Here is a 23,490-nt window from a genome sequence, read left to right on the forward strand (position 1 = left end):
CGTTATGAAAAAATTAGTAATATTGATGATGACTATATCGCTCTTTTTATTGGGAGCTTGCTCAATGGAACCGCCAAATTGGGCAAAACCAGCTAAAAAGCATGATTTAAAAAATATAAAAATTGGTTTGTCGGTTTCAACATTAAATAATCCTTTCTTCGTATCGCTTAAAGATGGGGTAATGAAGGAAGCGAAAGCAAACGGAATGCATGTGACGGTAGTGGATGCCCAAAATGATTCCGCAAAACAAGTAAATGATATTCAAGATTTATTACAACAAGGTGTGGATGTTCTGTTAATCAACCCAACTGATTCAGCAGCCATTTCAACGGCGGTACAATCGGCTAATGAGGTTGGGGTTCCGGTTATTACCTTGGACCGATCATCCGATAAAGGCAAAGTAGAAACATTAGTGGCTTCTGATAACATCAAAGGTGGGAAAATGGCGGCTAATTATATTATTGATCAAGTTGGGAAGAATGCAAAAGTAGTGGAATTACAGGGGGTACCTGGAGCTTCAGCTACACGTGAAAGAGGAAAAGGATTCCACGAAATTGCAGACAAAGAGCTTCAAGTAGTGGAAAGCCAATCCGCACATTTTGACCGTACAGAAGGGCTGAACGTTATGGAAAATCTGATTCAAGGTCATCCGGATATTAAGGCAGTTTTTGCGCAAAATGACGAAATGGCTTTAGGGGCACTAGAAGCAATTAATAGTTCAGGTAAAAATATTGTCGTCGTTGGTTTTGACGGAAATGACGATGCTCTGAAATCGATTAAAGACGGAAAATTAAATGCTACAGTAGCTCAACAACCGGAACTTATCGGTAAATTAGCGGTTAATGCGGCAGGAGATGTGCTAAAAGGGAAGAAAGTGAAAAAATATATTCCTGCACCGTTAAAATTGATGACACATAAATAATTAGATAACCCGTGTTTTATACGACACGGGTTTTTCGTATTATGCCAAATCTTGGTTCTATTTTGACACGCTGTTATTAAACAATATCTGGGGATGTTTAGTATTTATTTCTTATACTTTTACCAGTGTACTTGAAGTTTATTTCCGTTAGGGTCTTAGAAGTGGAAAAAGGCATGACCATGATCTTTTTTATATCCTCGACTTTAACTTGATTATCCATTAAGTGCTGATGAAATTTAGATAATTATGGACTTGTAAAGCTAATGCTAAATACTTGTTTATTATTAATTGTAAAATGCGCAAATGTTTCATCTTCGGTAGGAACAAAAATAAGTAAGAAAGGTCCTTCATTTACTTTTAAAATTGCCAAGTTCCTTAGTAATGTTTAATAACTGCAGTCCTAACACATCTTTATACCATTGTGCAGACAGTTCTAAATCTTTTACAGGAATTCTAATATAATGTACTTGTTCAATAAATGATTTATTCATAGAATCTCACCTTTATTTAATATCTTTTTAGTTTCCTTTCTAAATCCCTTTTTCCTTCCGATTAAGATGTATTAACAACTGTCTAAAACCATTTTGGTTATCGTAAAGTTAGCTATTTTATGTTTGATAGTGTCTAAGATTGGATCCAGCTCAAATAATGGTCCAGATATTTGCTGTCTACACCATTAAAAGCTCCATCCAGTTCTTTAAACGACTGTGATAACGATTTACATTCGGGATAAGATAAATCCCTTTAACTCGCTCTCCCTGCCATTGGTTCTTGCTTATTCCTCTCAACTCCTACTGCATAGCCTTGGTTTTCGTTCTTGGATATTCCGTTTTGCTTTCTCATGATTTCTACTATCCCTTCAAAATCTAAAAAAAGCCAACCATTTTTGGTTATTCAGATTATCTGAGCCACAGTTTAAAAAGTCATTTACAAAAAGTCGAATACATTAGCATTCAATCATTCGATTTTTTTGCAGGTGAATATTCGATAAACCTACAAAACTTGCTGAATAATGGGGCCATTATTTAGCAAGAAAAATTTTTCGATTAGTAAGCGCCTACATTTTAATTAGCAACCCTAAATATTGAAAAATGGATTATAATAGGGGAAAAAGACAACAGGAGAAGAGAGCAGTGGATAAACAGAATAGCAGGTATCGCTGGGTTGTTTTTACTACCGTATTGTTTGCTTATTTTATTATTGTAAGTCAAAGAACAGCCCCTGGCCTTATTTCAGATCAATTAATGAAGGAGTTCCATATTACAGCCTCTACTATTGGTGCATTAACTAGTATTCAGTTTTTAGCATATGCCGCATTGCAAATTCCAATCGGCATTTTGTCTGATCGTTTTGGACCGAATCGATTTCTTATTGTCGGTACATTATTAAATGGAATCGGAACATTTTTGTATAGTCTTGCACCAAATGAAGCATTGCTTTTTGTTGCAAGACTTTTGGTTGGTCTAGGAGATGCTACAATATGGATCAATTTGGTTCTGATCTTAAGCCAGTGGTTCAAAGTAAATGAATTTGTCGGATTATTAGGTTGGGCAGGTATGTCCGGAAGTTTTGGATCCATTATGGCATCAGTCCCTTTCTCCAGTATGATTGCTGCCTTCGGATGGAGAAAACCGTTTTTAACCTTTGGAATACTAATTATTGTTACTGGTATTTTACTTTATTTTGTTCTAGTGCAATGGCCAAAGAAATGGGAAGTAGTTGAAAAACCGACCTTACCCAAACATGAAAAACGGGATAAAACAATCACCATCTTACGACGCCTTATTTCCAGCAGGCAAGCATGGGCTACGTTTCTATGCCATTTTGGAATAGTTGGTACTTATGTTGGGTTTATTGGATCGTGGGCGGTTCCATACGGCATGTCTGTATATGGTATGACACGCTCGGGGGCTAGTCAGCTAATTATGATTGGTCTGATTGGTGCTATTGTTGGAGCGCCGCTTACAACATGGATTTCCGGTCGTATGGGTTCCAATAAAAAACCTTATTTAGTGGTGCAAATTATTATCTTTTTAAGTTGGCTATCCTTTCTGGTATGTAGCGGAAAACCTCCGTACATTATGTTAATTGTACTTTTTCTCATTATTGGCTATGGAAATGGTGCCAGTGCTCTAACGTTTGCAGTTGTTCGAAAGTCATTCGATATAAAAGAGGTTGGTGTAGTGTCAGGCTTTGCTAATACCGGAGGCTTTTTGAGTGCTGTCTTATTACCGAGTATATTTGGAAAGGTATTGGATCATTTTCAACATGCACCTAATGCGATTGGTTATCAATATGGTTTTTTAATTCCAGTTCTTTTCTCATTGTTAGCGATACTTGGAGGAATTCTCATCAAAGAATCGCTGCACAATGTACAAACAAAAGAAACAGCACTGCGTTCCAATGAAATTTGAAGAAAGAAGAATTAGACCTGCCATAAACAGGTCTTTTTATTGTTTAAAATAAGAAATCGCATACATTCGGAGCATAGTTATTTTTCTAGTGAAACATACTAGATTTTGTATTGACAATAATTTGTAGAGGGAGTATAGTTACCTATGGTAATCATTACTTAGGGTAACTATTAAATTTAAAACCATAAAAATAAGGTTTACCATCAGCATAAGCCACAAGGTATGGGAGGGAAATGATGCAAGGATTTTTTCAGCGATTTATAAGATTATATCGTCCCCTCATCAGTAAACTGAATGAATTATTAAGTGAATACGATCTGTCTTATTCTTTATGGCAAATTATTTTTTATGTCAAAAAAAATGGACCGTCCACACTCGTTGATATCTCTAGTTATTACAACGTAGAGAAGCCTACCATTACGCGGGCTGTTCAACGCTTGGAAGAAAAGATGCTCGTTAAACAAATTCCTGGCAAAGATCGCAGAGAAAAAATCATTCAATTAACAGAAACAGGGGAAGAAATATACCAAGTTTGCCGCCAAAAAATAACACTCCTTGAGGAAAGCGTAATGAAAGGCATCCCAACGGAGGAACAGCAACTAACATACCAAACATTACCGAAAATCAGACAAAATATTATAAACAAGGAAGGGAACAGCATTGAGTAAACCGAAGTTATGGACAAAGGATTTTTTAATTGTCTCTTTATCTAACTTTTTCTTGTATTTTACCTTTTATTTATTAATTGCAACGATAACTGTCTATGCAACAGACAAATTTCATGCTTCACCAAGTATTGCAGGTTTAGCTTCTGGTATATTTGTTATCGGAACGTTAATTGCCCGTTTATTTTCAGGAAAATATATAGAACAAGTAGGGCGCAAGAAATTACTTTATATTGGATTAGTTTTTATATTAGTAACAACGCTATTATATTTTGTAGTAAATAATATGGCATTTCTTTTAATCATTCGCTTTATAAACGGTGCAGCTTTAGGTATTGCATCAACTGCAACCGGTACAATTGTTTCCAGTATTATACCAAATGAGAGACGTGGGGAGGGTACGGGCTATTATGCTTTAAGTACAACACTTGCGGCTGCATTTGGTCCATTTTTAGGAATGTTCATTAATGCACATATCGGGTTTAACATGAACTTTGCTGTTTGTTCAATTTTATTGGCATTAAGCTTAGTGGCAGCCTTCTTCTTAAAGGTACCAAAAGTGGAAATATCAAAAGAACAATTAGAAAAAATGAAAGGCTTCAAACTGAGCAATTTCTTTGAAGGAAAAGCTCTTCCTATTTCGTTTATGGCTATCTTAGTAGGATTGGGGTATTCTAGCGTTCTTGCATTCTTAACATCCTTTGCACAACAAATTAATCTAGTAGATACTGCAAGCTTTTTCTTTATAATTTATGCAATTGCCATCTTAGTTTCAAGACCTTTTACAGGTAGATGGTTTGATACGAAAGGTGAAAACATTGTCATGTATCCATCTTTTCTAGCTTTAGCCATTGGACTATTTGTGTTAAGTCAGGCAAGTCATGGATATTTCATCATTATCTCGGGAATTTTCGTTGGATTAGGATACGGAACATTTATTTCAAGTGCGCAAGCCATCGCTATTAAAGTATCACCACGTCATCGAATGGGGTTAGCAACCTCAACATATTATATGTTCATGGATGCAGGGATAGGAATTGGACCATTTATATTAGGAATGTTAGTCCCTGCAGTTGGATACCGAGGTGTATATGAATACATGGGGATTCTATCTATTGTATGTATATTCTTATATTATTTCTTGCATGGTAGAAAAACTTCAAAAGAAAAGAGAAATTTTACTGAAGCACCAGCTAAATAAGGTAAATATTTTAGAAGAGGAGCATTCGATGAAACGGATGCTCCTTTTTTATTATTAACAGCACTCTCTTTTAAGGGTGATTACACGGTAGTTATTTGTTGTTCCCGTGACCATATGTCCGCAATTGGGACATTGAGCATATAAACCTTTGAATGCGCTTACATTAAAACCATCCAAATTTCCAAATGTAAAAGGTGATTGAAACCACGTATTGCAATTTTTATTTGTACAACATATCTCTAAAATTTTTTCCTTCATTTTTCATTTCCCCTTTTTCATTATATATATTCAGTTTTGAATGAAAAAGTAATGAGGGAACAAAAAAAGCCTTCTCTAATGAGAAGACTCACACAACTTTAATTCAATAGCCCTAGGCTCTTTAAACCGTTATAAATACCCGAATCAGTTACTTCTGTAGTCTTGTGTTTGGCATAGGAAAACAAATCGGGATGCCCATTTCCCATCGCGAAACCTTCCCCCACAAATTGAAGCATTTCTTTATCATTCATTCCATCACCAAAAGCAATTGCATTTTCTGGATGGATATCAAGTAGTTCAAGTATTTTTTTAACTGCAAAACCTTTATTCACTTTATCCCGTATAACATCATAACAATGTCGCATACCATCTACATTGACCTGAGAAAGGTGGATTCCTTGGTGATTATACAGTTCTGTTTCATTCTCACCAACATTAACAAGTGTTACTCCAAGAATGTCCTTAACAATATCGGGCGTAAAAGAGATATTTTTATGTAAGTGAAATTTTTCTATCATTTCTTTTGTATATTTTGATTCCATATTCGTAAAAGCATTATTTTTATCGGTATAAAAAACAATTTCATGTTGATGCTTTTTCGCAATTTGAAGATACTTTTCTATTACCACAGAGTCCATTGGCTCTCTTACAACATCTTTTTCCCGATAAGTTGCATAGGCACCATTGTAGCCGATAAAAGAGTGGATATCTAGCTGTTCGGCAATATCAGAAATTTCATGTAGAGGTCTTCCTGTAGCAAGGAAAACTTCTATCCCTTGTTTTTTCACTTCTTTAATAGCAACTTTCGTAGAATCCTCAATAGTATCGTCTGGACGGATGATCGTTCCGTCGATGTCTAAAAATAAAATTTTGTAGTTACTCATGATCCTTCTCCAATATCTCTTTTTTATAAAGCTATTTTCGTACAAATTGTTGTTTTTACTAAGTGGTTATAAATCCTAAATTAGACTTGGTGTCGGAGGCAACATTTACTAAAAAGGCCACTATAAGAAGAGGTTAACAGGGTTTCCATTACCAAAAACAACAAATTTTAAGAAAAGAGCTTTTAATAAATGCATTTTAACATAAAAGATAAGCTAGTGTGGAATATTCGTTTTTCGCTTCCCTTTATTTGAAAATTAGGGACTCATCGTCAGCGATAATGTTAAGCATTTAACAAATGCATTTTTTGCGGTATAATATAGGATGCAAGAATACGACATTATAGCTTAATATACTTATTATTATTTACAAGGCTAGATTCAAATCAGAAAGAGAGTGTTCAAGAATGGGTCGTAAATGGAATAATATTAAAGACAAAAAAGCATCTAAAGATGCCAATACAAGTAGAATTTATGCAAAGTTCGGTCGTGAAATTTATGTAGTGGCAAAACAAGGGGAACCAGATCCTGAAGCAAACCAAGCATTGAAATTCGTACTTGAACGTGCTAAAACATATAACGTTCCAAAACATATTATTGATCGTGCTATTGAAAAGGCAAAGGGAGGTTCAGATGAAAGTTATGATGAACTTCGCTACGAAGGATTTGGTCCGAACGGATCGATGGTAATCGTTGATGCCTTGACAAACAACGTAAACCGTACAGCTGCAGACGTCCGCGCTGCATTTGGCAAAAATGGCGGTAACATGGGCGTGAGCGGTTCTGTTGCTTATATGTTTGATTCAACTGCAGTTATTGGTGTTGAAGGAAAATCAGAGGAAGAAGCACTTGAACTTTTAATGGAAGCGGACGTAGATGTACGTGATATCGTAGAAGAAGACGATTCTGTAATTGTTTATGCCGATCCAGATCAATTTAATGCAGTACAGGAAGCATTCAAACAAGCTGGGATAACAGAATTTTCCGTTGCTGAAATTACCATGATGGCACAAAATGAAGTAACCCTGGATGATGAGGCAAAAGCTAAATTCGAAAAATTAATTGATGCATTGGAAGATTTAGACGATGTACAGCAAGTGTATCATAATGTAGATTTAGGCGAGTAATAGGTAAAGAAGATTTGTCCAGGCTTTACTTGATCAATGAATGAAGTTAAATAGAAACCCACTTTTTGTATAGATTTTATACAAAGGTGGGGTTTTTTATTTGAAAGAACATTAATATAAAATTAGAGAAAGCATGAATCATGTAGGGATGGTAAGATGCAGGTGTGTTTATCTATTCGATTCTTTATTATGTATATAAAACACAACGCTTATAAAAGTAATAAATGCGACAGTAATAATTAGTGGCAGAATTATCATTTGATCACACCTTCATGGTAAATAAAGAGACTCTTTCAAGAAAGGGGAAAGTGAAAGAGTCTCAAGGGTAAATTGTGTCCTTGGTGATAATGATAATCGTTATCAATTATAATGTCAAGAGAATATCAATAACATAATAGAAAAATTTTATTGAAAACCATCCTAAATAAAATTTCTTTTATAGAAATGTTTTTGATAACATAGGACTCTTTATCTTTTTTTTCGTTGATAAATTTGAACTAGAAAAGGTATAGAAAGAGAAAACAGAATGAAAAATGGATAATTAATCCTATTAATTTATACTCATGAAATAATCTCTCATTTTGTTTACAATAATATCTGAATAGAAGATTGCCCCCTAACTTTTTAACCTATTCTTTATATCCAGTCTTTTTGGCTGGATCTTTTTTTTATGTATGCCTATTAAAATGAAATCAGATGATAGATTATTAAATAAAAAGCAGATCAAGTGATCCGCTTTTTATTTAATAGCACCAGATACATCATAAAAATCCAAGTTAATATCTAGTTCTTCTCCTAAAGCTAATTTTGATAGTTCTGAACCGATAAACGGACCCATTGTTAAGCCTGAAGCGCCAAGTCCATTTGCAACTAGTATTCCTTTAAAACCAGGAAGTTCACCAATTACAGGTAGGAATCCAGGGGTAAATGGGCGAAAACCTACCCTTGTTTCGATATAGGTACTGTTCATTAACCCTGGTGCAATCTCCAAAGCCTTATTGAAGATCTCTTGCATTCCGCCAGCAGTAATTCTGGTATCGAATCCTACATCATTTTCATGTGTTGCACCTATGACGATACGACCATCATCAAAAGCTAATAAATATTGGTCACTTGGAGGCATTACTACTGGCCATATCCGTGTATCTGTTTGAGGTAATGCCAAATGAATAATTTGCGCTTTTTGAAAATGGGACTGAAAGTTCACGCCAAGCGGCTCTAAAAGTTGATTTGCCCAGGCTCCAGCGGTTACGATGACGGAATCGGCAAAAAATGAATTTCCATTAGCAACGATACCGGTTACTTTATTATCTTCCCATACCAGATTAGCGTCACTATGTATTATTTTCGCCCCATGTTTTTCCGCCCCGTTAAGTAGTGCATCTCGTAGTGCACGACCATCCACACGGGCAGCTCCGCTTACATACACGGACCCATACCCTTCAGCTAGAGGAGGAAACAATTCTCTTGTTTCCTTGGGGGATAGAATGTTCACTTCCCCAATTTCAGGTGCATCTTCTCTCCGTTGGATTGCGCGCTTTTCCATTGCCTTTAGCTTTTCTTCGTCTTGATGGATACTTATGGCACCCACACGGGCATACCCAGTATGTATTTCTCCGTCTTTTTCCAATTCTTTAATTAGAGTTGGATAATACTTAGCTCCTCCTTTCGCTAATTGATACCAAGCTTTATTTCTTCTTTGCGATAGCCATGGACAAACAATCCCCGCTGCGGCATCTGTTGCCTGCCCAATATCCTTCCGATCTACCACCATAACTTCGGCATTCGCTTTTGCAAGATGATAGGCGGTGGAAGCTCCTAAAATACCAGCTCCAACTACAATAAATTTTTTCATTTAAAACATCCTTTATTTACTTTGTCCAAATTAATCATAACCATGATATGCAAATGAATTCAAGGGAATCATTCACATAAGTATTTCTGTAGAAATAAGTAATTTACAAAAGTCTTTATAGGTGTCTTTACAACTGTATATTTACATGTTATATTTCATGTTGGAAAAGGTAATGATACGAATCTACTATTCTCAAAAAATTTACTTAATCAAAGGAGTACAACTTTATGGAAAAAAGTTTAGGAGTGTCGCAAAAAAAGTTGCTTCTCATATCCGGGACAGGGTGGATGTTTGATGCATTAGACGTAGGAATTTTATCCTTTGTCATTGCTGCTCTGGCAAAAGATTGGAATCTAAATCCTTCAGAAATGGGTTGGATAGGCAGTATAAATTCGATAGGAATGGCTGTCGGTGCGCTTCTTTTTGGAATTCTAGCTGATAAATTCGGGCGAAAAGCAATCTTTATGATTACATTATTGTTCTTTTCTATCGGCAGCGGACTTTCGGCACTGGCGCCAACTTTAGGTATATTTTTGATTTTGCGATTTCTGATAGGTATGGGATTAGGTGGTGAATTGCCAGTAGCTTCTACTCTTGTCTCAGAAAGTGTGCCAACTAAAGATCGAGGCAGGGTAGTTGTATTACTAGAAAGCTTCTGGGCTGGCGGATGGTTAATTGCCGCACTAATTTCCTATTTTATTATCCCGCATTTTGGTTGGAAAATCGCCTTATTGATCTGTACGATTCCAGCATTTTACGCCATATATTTACGTTTAAGTTTGCCGGATTCGCCAAGATTCCAATTGACCAATCAAGCAAAACATCAATCCGTAATAACAAAAATGAAGCAAGTATGGTCTAAAAAATATGCAAAAAGAACTTTAATGTTGTGGGTTGTCTGGTTTACCGTTGTCTTTTCATACTATGGAATGTTTTTATGGTTACCAAGTGTGATGGTATTAAAAGGATTCAGCCTAATAAAAAGTTTTGAATATGTACTTATTATGACACTTGCTCAGCTGCCAGGATACTTTACAGCAGCATGGCTGATTGAAAAGGTTGGAAGAAAGTTTGTGCTTGTCACTTTTTTACTTGGAACAGCAGTTTTTGCTTATCTTTTTGGAAATGGAGACAGCTTAACCATGCTGATGGTTTCTGGAATGTTCTTATCGTTCTTTAATTTAGGAGCATGGGGGGCACTTTATGCGTACTCACCAGAACAATATCCAACGATTTTCCGCGGAACAGGTACAGGCATGGCAGCTGCCTTTGGTCGAGTGGGTGGCATATTCGGTCCATTACTAGTAGGAAATCTCGTTGCAGAGAAGGTTTCTACAGACTTTATTTTTACTATATTCTGTATTTCAATCATCATTGGTGTATTGTTTGTCATGTTTTTGGGAAAGGAAACAAAGCAATTAGAGTTAGAATAGATATAAGCTATCTTTTTTGGGATAGCTTTTTTATATTTTGTATGATGTTTCAAAAAAATGTTGCGTTTATATTAATTGCCTCATACAATCAATTTTAATGGGGTGTTCAAATTTTTCTGAATCGTAAAAAAAGGCGCAAGCCCAATAATCAAAGCTTATTCCGCACTTTAAATTTATACCTCATCCAGTAGAGAAACAAGAATCGGAAACAGTCTTTTTAATTAGGGAGGAAGCATCAGAAATAAGAACTTAAAATGGAAAAAGAGAAAGGTATTCTTCTATCCTTGTTTGCAAATAAATTTTTCAGTAGGGGGAAATAGGGTGTCAGAGAATAAGGGGTTGCAGTCATTTTTATTCATATGGGGAGGTCAGCTCGGGTCATTATTAGGCTCAAGTTTAACATCGTTCGCATTAGGAGTATATATTTTACAACAAACAGGTTCTGTTTCTAATTTTGCTATTACATTACTGTGCATGTCGATCCCTGGATTAATCATTTCACCATTTGCTGGTGCATTAGTGGATAAGTGGAATCGAAAGGGAATGATGCTTGCTAGCGATATTTTATCAGGATTTGCAACATTAGGTGTTTTTGCGATAGTTTTCTTTTCCCAATTACAATTATGGCATATCTATACAGCTGTTATTATGTGGTCCGTTGCGGGTTCCATGCAGTTTCCTGCTTATCAATCAATCGTTGCACAAATCGTAGAAAGGAAACATCTTGGACGTGCAAACGGACTTATTCAGATGTCAGATGCTGCTTCCAGTATCGTTGCCCCACCGATAGCAGGTATCTTACTTCCATTTATTCATATTCAAGGAATCCTCATCATCGATTTTTTCTCATTCTTTTTGGCAATTTTCTCTTTGTTAATAGTAAAAATCCCGCCAATCCAGTTTTCGGAATCATTTAGAAAAAAACAATCTATTTTATTGGATATAAAAGATGGTATTCAATACTTACGCATAAATAAGGCTTTATTATGGTTTTTAACCTATTTTTCTCTGGCTAATTTTATATTAGGCTTCGAAAACGTATTGCTTCAGCCGCTTATATTATCTATGAGCGATGCAAAAAATCTTGGCTTTGTTATGTCCTGTATTGGATTAAGTATGGTCTTAGGTGGTTTAGTAATAAGTGCTTGGGGTGGACCGAAAAGAAAAACAAGAGGTGTATTCGGATTTGGTCTTATTAGCTCGTTATTTTTTACCTTTGTATGGGGGTGCCACTCGATTCCAGTCATGTGTGTATTTCTCTTCGTAACCTTTTTCTTCTTACCATTTGGGAATACTTGCTCACAGGTTATTTGGCAAAGCAAAGTGGAACCAAGTATACAAGGCCGAGTATTTGCATTACGAAGAATGATAGCCATGTCTCTTATGCCTATATCTTACATGTTATCAGCACCACTTTTAGATCATGTATTTGCTCCTTTGATGTCTTCTCATGCTATCGGTGGCAAATTACTTGGTGGATGGTTAGGTGTAGGTGAAAATAGTGGAATTAGATTGTTTTTGATGTTGTTGGGTATTATTTGGTTACTTACAACTATCCTACTATCGTTTCATAAAGAAATTAAATTACTGGATAAAGATGAAGGATCGAAGGAATCGATGGTTCCAGCTTCTACATGATAAAAAAGCCTGTACTCGGTGCAGGTTTTTTATTGAAAGGGAAGGAACTGGGTTTTTTTAGCATTTGATTCCTAAACAAAAACTATATTACAATTGTTTTATCTGTGCTTTGGATATTAGCATGCAAAGAAGGCTGATTATATGCAAAAAAGAAAATTCTTGCTTCTGTATTTAATAGCTAGTTTTATGTGGATTTTCGTAACAGAATATCTTATGAAATATATAGGATTAAATATAACGACTGTATTATTTGTGGAAAGAATTAAAGGAATACTCTATATTATCTTAACGGGGTGCTTTATCTTTTTCGCTCTTAGCAAAAAAGAAGAATATAATTTGATAAAGCAGGAAGAACGAAAACTCTCTACTCTTATTAATTCTATGGTCGATTACGTCATATTTAAGGACGGAAGTGGACGATGGATTCAAGCAAATCAATATTGTTTAAAACTCTTCCAATTAGTACATATTCATTATAAGGGAAAGACGGACAATGAGCTTGCAGAATTTACCCCCTTTTATCAAAAAACTCTAATGCATCATAAGCGTAATGATGAGCTTGCATGGGAAAAAGGAATTCAATTTCGAACGGAAGAAAAAATACCACTTCCTAACGGAGAAATAAAAACCTTTGAAACCATAAAGGTGCCCTTGTTCAATCCAGATGGCAGCAGAAAAGCGCTAGTGGTCATCGGTAGGGATATTACCGAAAGATTAAATGCCGAGCAAAGGCTAAATGAGAGCCAACAACAGTATCGATCTTTATTTGAATACAATCCTGATCTCGTCTATATGATGGATTTAGAAGGTATTATTACACAATTAAACCCAGCTTTTGAAATGATTAGCGGCTATCGGCGGGAGGAATTTGTCGGTAAGCCAATTTTTCATCTAATCATTGAGGAAAGCCGGGAAAAAATCATTGAACAATTTAGGATTATTGCCAAAGGAGGAAATCCAAAGGTTAGTGAAGTGAACATTACTAGCAAGGCTGGGAAAAAGCTGACTTTAAACTGCACGACCGTACCGATGATAATTAATAATGAACTAGTTGGAGTAATTGGTTACGGAAGAGATATTACAAAAATGAAGGAAACAGAAGAACATTTAAGAAAAACAGAAAAGCTTTCCGTAGTAGGAGAGCTTGCAGCAAGCGTTGCCCATGAGGTCCGGAACCCTCTCACTTCCATAAAAGGATTCATTCAACTTATAGAATCAGAAGACAGAAAATACAAGCAGTATTTTGATATTATCCTTAAAGAGCTCGATCGTATCAATGAAATTGTCAGTGAACTCCTTGTACTAGCGAAACCTCAAGAAGTGGTTTTTAAAAAATGCGATGTATTGCAAATAGTAGAAGAAGTAACTTCATTGCTTAAATCAGAATCCAACATGGTGTCTGTCGAATTAATTCTGCAAACCGAAAAAGCTCCTCCCAAAATACATTGTGATAAATATCAATTAAAAATGGTCTTTATTAATATTATTAAAAATGCAATTGAAGCATCCAATAAGGGAGAGCAGGTTCAAATCTTGGTCTCTAAATATCAAGAAAAGTCCGTTCTAATTCGGGTAAAGGACAATGGTGTTGGAATCTCTGCTGAAAGGCTCAAACGAATCGGGGAGCCGTTCTTTTCTCATAAAGAAAAGGGGACTGGTTTAGGATTAACCATCTGTTACCGAATTATCGAAGCACATCGAGGGAAAATACAGTTCGAAAGCGAAATTGGTAAGGGAACAACCGTTAATATCATTTTACCTATTGAATGATAAAACGAACACATAAAGGGATGTGCATGGTAGCATATCCCTTTCACATCATTATTTCCAATGAGTTTGTATAAACTCGTCTCGTCCAGATTTATCACGATCTTCTTTGTATTCTTCAGGACTCTTCTTATAGTAATCTTGGTGATAATCTTCAGCAGGGTAGAAAGTTGCTGCTGGAAGAATTTCTGTCACAATTGGCTTCTTAAACTTCCCACTCTCAGCAAGCGCCTGTTTTGATTTCTCTGCAAGTTCCTTCTGCAACTCAGTATGATAAAAAATGGCTGTCCGGTACGAATCGCCGCGGTCGTGAAACTGTCCCCCCGCATCAGTGGGATCAATCTGTTGCCAATAAATCTCCAACAACTTTTCATAAGAAAAAACAGCGGGATCAAACGTAATCTGCACTACTTCATAATGACCACTGGTTTGCGACTTAACATCCTGATATGTAGGATTCTCCAGATGTCCTCCAGAATAACCTGAAACCACCTTCTCAATCCCGTCCCATTGATCAAACGGCTTAACCATACACCAGAAGCATCCCCCAGCAAAGGTTGCTAACTCTAATTCTTTTGTCATGATGAAATTCCTCCAAATAAAAGCTTGTATTATTAGGATATTACCATTTTAGTAGGGAGGAATCAATAATTAGCTAACTACCCTTAATATAAGATGCAAATATTTATTATGAATATTTTTTCCTATATTGTTCTTAATAAAGAATAATAAAAATATAATTAAAATATATATTTTTACGGTGATGCCTCCTAACCATTATCAAATGGAGACACTCGGTCATGCTGTGGGTCATGTATACCTTAGACGCAAGTCGTCGATAGTGTGATGTGAGGGGGGGTTTAATGCCCTAATCAATAAAAAAATAATGATACGACTCTACTAGAAGAATCGTATCATTATTTTTTTATTGAGATAGATAGTAATGGAAAAGATATATGCAGAAGGAGGATTAACAATTGACTTATCGTCAAAGAATGTCATTATTTGCTGTTATGGACTCAATTATCGTACTGACTGCCATTTTCGTTAGCAGATTTTTGGTAACTGCATCATTTTATGTTGTTACTGCACCGATTATAGTAAGTTCGATTGTTTTGCTAGTAAGCCATCATTTTTTTTCCTTAAAATTTAAACTCTACAAAAAAGCCTGGGAATATGCGAGTATAGGAGAATTATTAATTATTTTCAAATCTGTTAGCTTTTCCATTATTACTGCAGGACTGGTTCAGCAATTAATTAATCATGATATCTATTTTCGTGTTCTTGTCGTTACATGGCTACTAAATATATTGCTGATAGGCGGATCAAGATTTTGCTGGAGAATTATAGGGATTTCTGTTCTTAATAAAGAGCAAAACAAGAAAAGAACTTTGATAATTGGAGCCGGATCTGCAGGAATAATGGTGGCACGACAATTAAAACAATCAAATGAGACAGATTTGGTTCCTGTAGGTTTTATTGATGACGATAGAAGAAAGCTTCATCTTGATATTTTAGGTATTCCTGTTTTAGGTAAGGTATCGGAAATTGAAAGTATTGCAAAGACGAAAAATATTGATCATATCATAGTAGCTATTCCCTCGCTGAAAAGAAAGGAGTTAAATTTAATTTTTAACGAATGTGTTAAAACAAAGGCAAAAACCCAATTTCTGCCTATGATAGAAGATTTAATAACTGGAAAGGTATCTATTACTCAATTTCGTGATGTGAAGGTGGAGGATTTATTGGGCCGAGATCCAATCGAATTAAATATAGAAAGCATTTCTGGTTACGTTAAGGATAAAACTATTTTAGTAACAGGAGCTGGCGGTTCCATTGGTTCAGAAATTTGCAGGCAAATTTCAAACTTTGCCCCCAAAAAATTAATATTACTCGGTCATGGGGAAAATAGTATTTATAACATAAACCTAGAATTACAGAATCATTTTTCTCATTCAAATATTGAATATATACCGGTCATCGGTGATCTTAAAGATTTAAATAAATTGATGTCAATCATGAATACTTATAAGCCGGATGTTGTTTACCACGCTGCTGCACACAAGCATGTACCTTTAATGGAGGAATTTCCGGAAGAAGCTGTTAGTAATAATTTAATAGGAACGGTCAATCTTGCAAAGGCTGCAAGTACGAATCAAGTCGAGACCTTTGTCATGATTTCTACTGATAAGGCTGTTAATCCGACAAGTGTGATGGGAGCGACTAAAAGACTTGCCGAGATGATGATTCAATATTTTGATACAGTCAGCCAGACAAAGTTTGTTGCGGTAAGATTCGGAAATGTATTAGGAAGCAGGGGTAGCGTAATCCCTTTGTTTAAAAAGCAGATTGAAAGTGGCGGACCGGTAACGGTAACACATCCTGATATGGTTCGTTATTTTATGACGATTCCTGAAGCATCCAGATTAGTGATCCAAGCAGGATGCCTCTCCAATGGCGGAGAAATATTTGTTCTAGATATGGGAGAACCAGTAAAAATAGTCGACTTAGCCAAAAATTTGATAAAGCTTTCCGGATACAACGAAGATGAAATAGAAATTAAATTCACCGGAATAAGAGCTGGTGAAAAGCTCTATGAGGAATTGCTGCAAAAAGAGGAAGTGTATGAACAGCAGATATATCCCAATATATATATAGGAAAGACATCCACTATTTATATTAATGAGATTGAGGAGATTATGGACAACTTTTTATACATCGATAAGAAAGAATTAAAAAGACAACTAATAGATCTAGCCAACAGCAAGCATATGGATCAGTCATTATTGCAGGCATCATTATAAATAGAATTTGTTGGAAGTGATGATTTGAAAAGAATAATAGATATATTATTGTCATCCGTGCTGCTTATTATATTGCTACCCATTATTCTATTAATTGGTTTTTTAGTCCGACTTAAATTAGGATCACCAATTCTTTTTAAACAGGAGCGCCCTGGATTATTTGAAAAACCTTTTAATCTATATAAATTTCGAAGTATGACGGACGAAAAGGATAAGTATGGACAAATTCTTCCTGATGAACAGCGTTTAACTCCATTTGGAGCATTTCTTCGAAAGTATAGTCTTGATGAACTTCCACAGCTTTATAATGTACTAAAAGGTGATTTAAGCTTAGTCGGGCCAAGACCATTATTAATGGAATACCTCCCACTATATACGCGAGAACAAGCAAAAAGACATTTAGTAAAGCCTGGGATTACGGGATGGGCACAAGTAAACGGAAGAAATACCCTCAGTTGGGAAGAAAAATTTGAGCTTGATGTTTGGTATGTTCACCACCGTTCCTTATATCTTGATTTTAAAATTTTATGGTTAACAATCAAAAAGGTACTCAAAAAAGAAGGTGTTTCACAAAATAACCATGTAACGATGGAAAAGTTTCAAGGAAACTTTGAACTGGAGAAAGAGAATAATGGTTTATAAATGTTATAGTGAAAACCCTATTAACCGAGGTGTGTTAATTGATAAATATAACAAAAAATAAGCGTATCTATCTTTCCGCTCCACATATGAGTGGAAAGGAAATGAAGTATATTCAAGAAGCATTCGATTCTAATTGGATTGCACCACTGGGTTTTAATGTAGATGAATTTGAAAAAGAATTCGCAAATTATATTGGTACAAAGGGGGCGGTCGCGGTAAGCTCGGGAACTGCAGCTATTCACTTAGCCCTTTCTTTATTAGAGGTTAAAAGAGGGGATACTGTATTTTGTTCTACTCTAACCTTTGTTGCAAGTGCGAATCCCATTTTATATCAAGGAGCCGAGCCTGTTTTTATAGACTCTGAACCAAATTCTTGGAATATGTCTCCTGTTGCTTTAAAAAAAGCATTCGAAGATGCAGATAGGAAAGGCAAGCTTCCAAAAGCGGTTATAATCGTCCAGCTTTATGGACAATCCGCTAAAATGGACGAACTTCAATCAATATGCAATGCATATCAGGTACCTATTATTGAAGATGCAGCGGAATCGTTAGGATCCAAATATAAAGGAAAGTTTAGCGGAACATTTGGAGAGTATGGAATATTCTCGTTTAACGGAAATAAAATAATTACCACATCGGGTGGAGGAATGCTTGTATCCAATCATCAAGAAGCATTAAACAAAGCTCGATTCTTAGCTACTCAAGCAAGGGATCCAGCTATTCATTACCAACATAGCAAATTGGGATTCAATTATCGGCTGAGTAATGTTCTAGCCGGAATTGGCCGCGGGCAATTAGAAGTATTAGATGAACGTATTCGCCGTAAAAGGGAAATATTTCAAACTTACGAAAAAGAATTAAAGAAGTTTTCCTGCATCTCTTTTTTGAAAGAATTAAAGGATAGTTTTTCCAATAGATGGTTGACAACCTTGACTATTAATGAAAATCAAGCGGGTGTTACCGTAGAAGAGATCTTAAAAGCATTCGAGAAGGAAAATATAGAAGCAAGACCAATTTGGAAGCCGCTTCATTTACAGCCACTGTTCAAAAACATTCCATATTATCCGCATCATAAAGATGTGAGCATATCAGAAAAAATATTTTCAACAGGTATTTGCTTACCTTCAGGTACAAGTATGACAGAGGTAGATCAGAATAGAGTGATAAATTGCATAGAACGGCTACTTTGTCATTCACATTAAGATAAAAAGCTGTAAGTACAGGGGAAAAATGGAGGTTCATATGAATAAAACGATTAAAGTATCAGATTTAATGACTATTTTAAAAAAACGTTGGCTATTAATTGCGCTCTCTACCTTACTTGCGGCTGCTATCAGTGGCATTCTTTCCTATTTTATTTTAGCACCTGTTTATCAGTCTTCCACACAAATCTTAGTAAATGAAAGAAATTCAAGTAATCAAACGGACACCACATTCCTTCAGAGCAATGTTGATTTAATTGATACGTATAGAGATATTATTAAAAGCCCAATCATTTTGGAAAAGGTCATTCATAATTTGCAGCTCAACACGACCATAGAAAATCTTAATAAAAATATAAACATTACTAGCCAGCAAAATTCACAAGTATTTACGCTTGTTGTACAAAATCATAACGCACAGCAGGCAGTGGAAATTGCAAATAATATTTCAGAAACATTCCAACGTGATATTCAAACGATTATGAAAGTGGACAATGTCAGTATACTTGCAAAAGCCGAGTTAAAGCAAAATCCGATTCCTATTAAACCAAACAAAGTATTGAATATTACCATTGGTATATTAGTAGGATTTATGTTTGGAAGCGGGTTAGCGTTATTGATGGAAATATTAGACAATACTTTAAAAAATGAGGAAGATATTATTGATGTTCTTGGTGTTACATTAGTCGGTACGATACCAAAAATAGAAAACAAATTATTAGAAAGAAAAATTAAGTCAGCAAAACGCAAATCAGGAGATGAGACAATTGCCTCTAAAGCATAGGAATCCTAAAAAGAAGGACATAAAATTAATTGCCTATTATAAACCTCAATCGTATATCACGGAACAATACCGCTTATTAAAAAATAACATTCAATTTTCCTCTGTGGATAAGGAGATAAAAACAATCGTTGTTACCTCACCTGAACCTGGGGATGGAAAAAGCACCACTTCTGCAAATTTAGCAATTGTACTTGCCCAACAAGGAAAAAGAGTTATTTTAGTAGATTCAGATCTTAGAAAACCAACTATACATTATACCTTTAATACCAGTAACTTACATGGATTAACGAATGTCTTAACGAAGGAAATCAGCTTAGAAAGCGCCATATTAAAAACACATATTGAAAATTTAGAAATATTAACGAGTGGAAAAATACCGCCAAATCCATCGGAATTAATAGAATCAAAGGCGATGGAAATGATTTTATATCAGCTTCAAGACTGGTTTGATTGTGTCGTAATCGATTCACCGCCTATCCTCGCTGTTACGGATGCACAAATATTAGCCAATAAATGTGATGGTGTCATTTTGGTGGTTTCCAGTGGAAAAACAAAAAAGGATGCCGCTTTGAAATCGAAGAATATTCTACTCCATGCCAATGCACGTTTAATTGGTGTTGTCATGAATGGCATCGAGCAAAAAAAGGGAGAGGATTATTATCAATATGGACCATAATGTAAGAAATAGTTTCATATAGGGAGGCGATTGGTTTTGATTGATATCCATAACCATATATTGCCTATAGATGACGGACCAACTGATTTTTTTCAATCCAGAGAAATGTTGCATAACGCAATGAATAATGGGATAACCCATGTTTTTGCCACTCCTCATCATAAAAATGGGCGATTTCTAAATCCGAAATCGGATATTCTGTTAAAAGTACAGGAGCTAAATGCTTACTTAGTTGGTGAAAAGCTCCCGATTCACATACATCCTGGACAAGAGGTCAGAATTCATCACGATATCTTCTCCTCCATAGATAAGGGCGAAATATTGACTTTGAACGATGGGGGGAAATACTTATTACTAGAGCTACCATCCAATGATTTCCCGCATAATACACATGAAATTATCTACGAGCTGTTATTACAAAGAATTGTTCCAATCATAGTGCATCCGGAAAGAAATAGCATCCTGCTGCACCGTCCTGAATTAATATTCGAATTAGTGCAAGAAGGAGCACTCATTCAGATAACAGCAGGTAGTATAACTGGCTCCTTCGGAAAAAAAATCCGAATATATACAGAAAAATTATTAAAACATCAATTAGTCCATTTCGTGGCATCTGATGCACATAACTGTACGAAAAGACGATTTTTACTAAATGAGGCATATAAAATCATAACAAAAACTTTCGGTCTCCAACGAACACTAACTTTACAAACAAATACAGAAGCTCTCCTACATGGTAAACCAATCTTGACTGCACATCCTGTCCCAATAAAGAGAGGAATCAAATCTTTTATGAAATAGCTGGCAAAAAAGGATGGTGTTTGTTAAGTTGAATGATTCATTAGTAGCCAATTTAAATAATGGTCGAAATACGCATGTATTTAATGTTACATTAATCATCATGGCAATATTATTGCATCAGTCACAAGTATTATTTGGAATTAATTTATCTTTTTCAGATATTTTTTGTTTTGTTCTTATTCTCATAATGATGATTAATAAGGAAGCAAGCTTACCAGTAGCACCGATGATTTTTTTTCTAATCGTATCCATAATTGTCTTATTATCTGCGGTTTTTTTTATACCATCTATTGTAATGTACAATCCTTCAGCTATATCGATAGTAAATGATTACTTAAAACTTGTTGCCATTTTTATATACTTTATCACAGGATACAATCTTGTTAAAAAAAGGTTAGTGATAAAAACGATCAAATGGTTTTCCGTTTCTGGAATTTTAATTGGTGCATTAGGGGGCGTATTTACGCTTTTTCATATTCATTTTTTTACTAATCTTTTATATTTCGATAGCACAAGATTCCGTGGACTGATGATTGATCCAAATTATTTTTCTGTTCTTCAAATATCTGCTTTTGTTTACTTTAGCAGATCTGAAATGAAAATGCGGTATAAAGTAGCTGCCTTTTTTCTTTTCATTTTTTCTGTACTAATATCAGGTTCTAAAACAGGTATATTAACTTTTATTGGGTATTTAGCATTTCGTCTTTGTGAGTACATTTTTAAAAAGAGAAAAAAAATGCACGTTATAGGCGGACAATTGATAGTTGTTGGATGTTTGCTTGTCTGCATACCTGTAGTATTAACATCTTTAGATTTTATTTTCCAGTATTTAAGTAAGGTCGTGCCTTCATTTTCAAGAATACAACTGCTCTTTACAGACTTTAGCGGAGCGTTTTCGGAAAATGGATCAGGCAGAACCGTTACTTGGGAGGTGGCTTTACGCCTTATTCAGCTTTCACCGGTAATTGGCATTGGAATTGGCACCTATTCTAATGTAGCAAATGAATTATTTTATGAGAATCATATTTCCCATAATACGTTTTTGCAATTATCTTCCGAATGGGGATTGCCTCTTGCATTTATCTTTTTTCTATATGTGCTGACCGTCCTTTGGAAGGCAACTACATCTGGTGGAAGTAACAATACAAATAGCATATTAAGAGATATCATTATCATTCTTTTATTAGGATCATTAGCTATCTCATTAAATAATGCAAGGATACTTTGGTTAGTGTTAGGTGCGTTAGTATCTTCTTTAGAACGGAATTATTCGGTTGATAATGCGGGGGACAAAGATGTTCAAACGATTTTACCTATATATCAAAAGGAAAAGGAATATGATGTATAACTTCTATAAATATCAGAAATTTATGTCGGCAGGTATATACGCATATGATAATAGCATTAAATTCATTGCACGCAGTGATCATTACACTGCCCATAAGGCTAATCAAATTTTCCAACAAAATTATAATCAGGTCTTTATAAGGCTTTTCATTCTATTATTACGAAAAATATTATTTAATCATAAAATTAGAATTTCCAATTTTCATCATCACCTAGATAACTTTTCAGGATCCGTCTACAGACCAGTAAGAAGTATAACGGGATATAGTGACAGCAGAATATTCGACTTTGATCATCAAAAAGTTTTAAACCTATTTGCAACAAGAAGCGACTTTTATTCCACGCTTAAAAATTATGAGTATTTCCAGGAATTCTTCCCTCTTCCTAAAATACTATCGAAGGATGAAGAAAATCTTTCCGTAATAGAGGAATTAATTCAATTTCAACAATATAGTGAGTGGGATGAACATGATAAGTGTTACATTATAGATGAAATTTTCAAAAAGTATATCCATTATTTTCATGCCTGCAAAAAACGGGAAAACGTGCTATACAATAAGCTGAGTTCTTTCCTCCCTTCTGATAGGGAATCTTATGAAATACAATGGTTCATCGATGAAATACATCCGATGTTATTAAATATGAAGTATCCATGCTTAAAGCTGCATGGAGACCTTTGGACAGCAAATATCATGCTGATAAAGAAGGATTCTAATCAAATTTATGTTATTGATTGGGAGTATTCCAATGAATATTTATTTTTTTATGATTTTTTCAATTTAATGTGGCTTGAGGTTTATGTTAATCATAATGAATTTTACCTTAATAAATATGTTCGTGGGGAAATGGATATTTATTTTGAAAAGATATTTGCCATATTTGATTTAACCTTTCAAAAGGAACATCGCCTCGGGTATTTATATATTTTCTTTTTGAATTTTTACAAAGAACGAGTACAGCCTTTACACAAAAGTGAAAGGCATCAATTTATTCATCGGTTCAAAAAAACAATCGCTACCATTAAGAAAGAAGGTACCGAGCCAATATATAAAATGATGAGTCAGTAGGCGATA

General features: G+C 35.1%; 19 protein-coding genes and 2 pseudogenes. 16 read left to right on the top strand and 5 right to left on the bottom strand.

Going from position 1 to position 23,490, the window contains the following annotated elements:
- Nucleotides 1–4 precede the first annotated feature (4 nt).
- Nucleotides 5–922 (top strand): ribose ABC transporter substrate-binding protein RbsB, encoded by a 918-nt coding sequence (gene rbsB, locus CWO92_RS07430; protein ID WP_101353586.1) that lies wholly within the window; start codon nucleotides 5–7, stop codon nucleotides 920–922.
- Between the two features lie 155 nt (nucleotides 923–1,077).
- Here the strand turns inward: rbsB and CWO92_RS07435 are convergent.
- Nucleotides 1,078–1,413: pseudogene (locus CWO92_RS07435) on the bottom strand (VOC family protein).
- 71 nt (nucleotides 1,414–1,484) lie between these two features.
- A pseudogene (locus tag CWO92_RS25965) lies at nucleotides 1,485–1,677 on the bottom strand (IS1595 family transposase); the annotation flags it as partial.
- 378 nt (nucleotides 1,678–2,055) lie between these two features.
- Between CWO92_RS25965 and CWO92_RS07440 the strand changes: the two are divergent.
- From CWO92_RS07440 to CWO92_RS07450, 3 genes are all read left to right on the top strand, one after another.
- Entirely contained in the window at nucleotides 2,056–3,336 is a 1,281-nt protein-coding gene (locus tag CWO92_RS07440) for an MFS transporter (protein ID WP_101353587.1), read from the top strand.
- A 236-nt stretch (nucleotides 3,337–3,572) separates the two neighbouring features.
- Complete coding sequence (locus CWO92_RS07445; RefSeq protein ID WP_101353588.1) at nucleotides 3,573–4,004, top strand: MarR family winged helix-turn-helix transcriptional regulator; 432 nt, start codon at nucleotides 3,573–3,575, stop codon at nucleotides 4,002–4,004.
- Nucleotides 3,997–5,202 carry an MFS transporter gene (locus CWO92_RS07450; protein ID WP_101353589.1) on the top strand — a complete coding sequence of 402 codons (1,206 nt, stop codon included), beginning with the start codon at nucleotides 3,997–3,999 and terminating at the stop codon, nucleotides 5,200–5,202. Before CWO92_RS07445 ends, CWO92_RS07450 begins: the two co-directional genes overlap by 8 nt.
- 356 nt (nucleotides 5,203–5,558) lie before the next feature.
- Here the strand turns inward: CWO92_RS07450 and CWO92_RS07460 are convergent, their stop codons facing one another.
- Nucleotides 5,559–6,344 (bottom strand): HAD family hydrolase, encoded by a 786-nt coding sequence (locus tag CWO92_RS07460; RefSeq protein ID WP_101353591.1) that lies wholly within the window; start codon nucleotides 6,342–6,344, stop codon nucleotides 5,559–5,561.
- 404 nt (nucleotides 6,345–6,748) lie between these two features.
- Here CWO92_RS07460 and CWO92_RS07465 point away from each other — a divergent pair, with 404 nt between their 5' ends.
- Nucleotides 6,749–7,468 carry a YebC/PmpR family DNA-binding transcriptional regulator gene (locus CWO92_RS07465; RefSeq protein WP_101353592.1) on the top strand — a complete coding sequence of 240 codons (720 nt, stop codon included), beginning with the start codon at nucleotides 6,749–6,751 and terminating at the stop codon, nucleotides 7,466–7,468.
- 739 nt (nucleotides 7,469–8,207) lie between these two features.
- Here the strand turns inward: CWO92_RS07465 and CWO92_RS07470 are convergent.
- The gene (locus CWO92_RS07470; protein WP_101353593.1) at nucleotides 8,208–9,323 is read right to left on the bottom strand and encodes an NAD(P)/FAD-dependent oxidoreductase; all 1,116 of its coding nucleotides are present in this window, start codon (nucleotides 9,321–9,323) and stop codon (nucleotides 8,208–8,210) included.
- A 227-nt stretch (nucleotides 9,324–9,550) separates the two neighbouring features.
- Here CWO92_RS07470 and CWO92_RS07475 point away from each other — a divergent pair, with 227 nt between their 5' ends.
- The 3 genes from CWO92_RS07475 to CWO92_RS07485 all read left to right on the top strand — a co-directional run bounded on the left by CWO92_RS07475 (nucleotide 9,551) and on the right by CWO92_RS07485 (nucleotide 14,164).
- On the top strand, nucleotides 9,551–10,756 hold the full coding sequence (locus CWO92_RS07475) for an MFS transporter (RefSeq protein WP_101353594.1): 1,206 nt from the start codon (nucleotides 9,551–9,553) through the stop codon (nucleotides 10,754–10,756).
- A 321-nt stretch (nucleotides 10,757–11,077) separates the two neighbouring features.
- Nucleotides 11,078–12,394, top strand: a complete 1,317-nt coding sequence (locus CWO92_RS07480; protein WP_158176220.1) for an MFS transporter — start codon at nucleotides 11,078–11,080, stop codon at nucleotides 12,392–12,394.
- A gap of 141 nt (nucleotides 12,395–12,535) precedes the next feature.
- The gene (locus CWO92_RS07485) at nucleotides 12,536–14,164 is read left to right on the top strand and encodes a PAS domain S-box protein (RefSeq protein ID WP_101353596.1); all 1,629 of its coding nucleotides are present in this window, start codon (nucleotides 12,536–12,538) and stop codon (nucleotides 14,162–14,164) included.
- Between the two features lie 51 nt (nucleotides 14,165–14,215).
- Here CWO92_RS07485 and msrA read toward each other — a convergent pair whose 3' ends face one another.
- The gene (msrA, locus tag CWO92_RS07490; protein WP_101353597.1) at nucleotides 14,216–14,743 is read right to left on the bottom strand and encodes a peptide-methionine (S)-S-oxide reductase MsrA; all 528 of its coding nucleotides are present in this window, start codon (nucleotides 14,741–14,743) and stop codon (nucleotides 14,216–14,218) included.
- Nucleotides 14,744–15,138: 395 nt separating this feature from the next.
- Between msrA and CWO92_RS07495 the strand changes: the two genes are divergently transcribed.
- Genes CWO92_RS07495 through CWO92_RS07530 form a run of 8 tightly spaced genes read left to right on the top strand, consistent with a single transcriptional unit; the run spans nucleotide 15,139 to nucleotide 23,484 of the window.
- Nucleotides 15,139–16,965, top strand: coding sequence for a polysaccharide biosynthesis protein (locus tag CWO92_RS07495; protein WP_101353598.1), 1,827 nt, complete (start codon nucleotides 15,139–15,141; stop codon nucleotides 16,963–16,965).
- Nucleotides 16,966–16,989: 24 nt separating this feature from the next.
- Nucleotides 16,990–17,607 carry a sugar transferase gene (locus CWO92_RS07500; RefSeq protein WP_101353599.1) on the top strand — a complete coding sequence of 206 codons (618 nt, stop codon included), beginning with the start codon at nucleotides 16,990–16,992 and terminating at the stop codon, nucleotides 17,605–17,607.
- A 38-nt stretch (nucleotides 17,608–17,645) separates the two neighbouring features.
- The gene (locus CWO92_RS07505; RefSeq protein ID WP_437177522.1) at nucleotides 17,646–18,809 is read left to right on the top strand and encodes a DegT/DnrJ/EryC1/StrS family aminotransferase; all 1,164 of its coding nucleotides are present in this window, start codon (nucleotides 17,646–17,648) and stop codon (nucleotides 18,807–18,809) included.
- A gap of 40 nt (nucleotides 18,810–18,849) precedes the next feature.
- On the top strand, nucleotides 18,850–19,593 hold the full coding sequence (locus CWO92_RS07510) for a YveK family protein (protein WP_101353600.1): 744 nt from the start codon (nucleotides 18,850–18,852) through the stop codon (nucleotides 19,591–19,593).
- Nucleotides 19,568–20,269: a CpsD/CapB family tyrosine-protein kinase gene (locus CWO92_RS07515; protein ID WP_101353601.1), complete on the top strand. Its 702-nt coding sequence runs from the start codon at nucleotides 19,568–19,570 to the stop codon at nucleotides 20,267–20,269. Before CWO92_RS07510 ends, CWO92_RS07515 begins: the two co-directional genes overlap by 26 nt.
- 36 nt (nucleotides 20,270–20,305) lie before the next feature.
- Nucleotides 20,306–21,070: a tyrosine-protein phosphatase gene (locus CWO92_RS07520; RefSeq protein WP_101353602.1), complete on the top strand. Its 765-nt coding sequence runs from the start codon at nucleotides 20,306–20,308 to the stop codon at nucleotides 21,068–21,070.
- A gap of 28 nt (nucleotides 21,071–21,098) precedes the next feature.
- Nucleotides 21,099–22,418 carry an O-antigen ligase family protein gene (locus CWO92_RS07525; protein WP_165786630.1) on the top strand — a complete coding sequence of 440 codons (1,320 nt, stop codon included), beginning with the start codon at nucleotides 21,099–21,101 and terminating at the stop codon, nucleotides 22,416–22,418.
- Nucleotides 22,408–23,484 (top strand): protein kinase family protein, encoded by a 1,077-nt coding sequence (locus tag CWO92_RS07530; RefSeq protein WP_165786631.1) that lies wholly within the window; start codon nucleotides 22,408–22,410, stop codon nucleotides 23,482–23,484. The genes CWO92_RS07525 and CWO92_RS07530 overlap by 11 nt, the downstream gene beginning before the upstream one ends.
- Nucleotides 23,485–23,490 lie beyond the last annotated feature (6 nt).

This window comes from Heyndrickxia camelliae, from assembly GCF_002844575.1.
GTDB classification, from domain to species: domain Bacteria; phylum Bacillota; class Bacilli; order Bacillales; family Bacillaceae_C; genus Margalitia; species Margalitia camelliae.

Coding starts and splice junctions, on each gene's coding strand:
- rbsB (WP_101353586.1), top strand. CDS start 5: ATGAAAAAATTAGTAATATTGATGATGACTATATCGCTCTTTTTATTG.
- CWO92_RS07515 (WP_101353601.1), top strand. CDS start 19,568: ATGAGACAATTGCCTCTAAAGCATAGGAATCCTAAAAAGAAGGACATA.
- CWO92_RS07465 (WP_101353592.1), top strand. CDS start 6,749: ATGGGTCGTAAATGGAATAATATTAAAGACAAAAAAGCATCTAAAGAT.
- CWO92_RS07470 (WP_101353593.1), bottom strand. CDS start 9,323: ATGAAAAAATTTATTGTAGTTGGAGCTGGTATTTTAGGAGCTTCCACC.
- CWO92_RS07460 (WP_101353591.1), bottom strand. CDS start 6,344: ATGAGTAACTACAAAATTTTATTTTTAGACATCGACGGAACGATCATC.
- CWO92_RS07530 (WP_165786631.1), top strand. CDS start 22,408: ATGATGTATAACTTCTATAAATATCAGAAATTTATGTCGGCAGGTATA.
- CWO92_RS07445 (WP_101353588.1), top strand. CDS start 3,573: ATGCAAGGATTTTTTCAGCGATTTATAAGATTATATCGTCCCCTCATC.
- msrA (WP_101353597.1), bottom strand. CDS start 14,743: ATGACAAAAGAATTAGAGTTAGCAACCTTTGCTGGGGGATGCTTCTGG.
- CWO92_RS07475 (WP_101353594.1), top strand. CDS start 9,551: ATGGAAAAAAGTTTAGGAGTGTCGCAAAAAAAGTTGCTTCTCATATCC.
- CWO92_RS07510 (WP_101353600.1), top strand. CDS start 18,850: ATGAATAAAACGATTAAAGTATCAGATTTAATGACTATTTTAAAAAAA.
- CWO92_RS07485 (WP_101353596.1), top strand. CDS start 12,536: ATGCAAAAAAGAAAATTCTTGCTTCTGTATTTAATAGCTAGTTTTATG.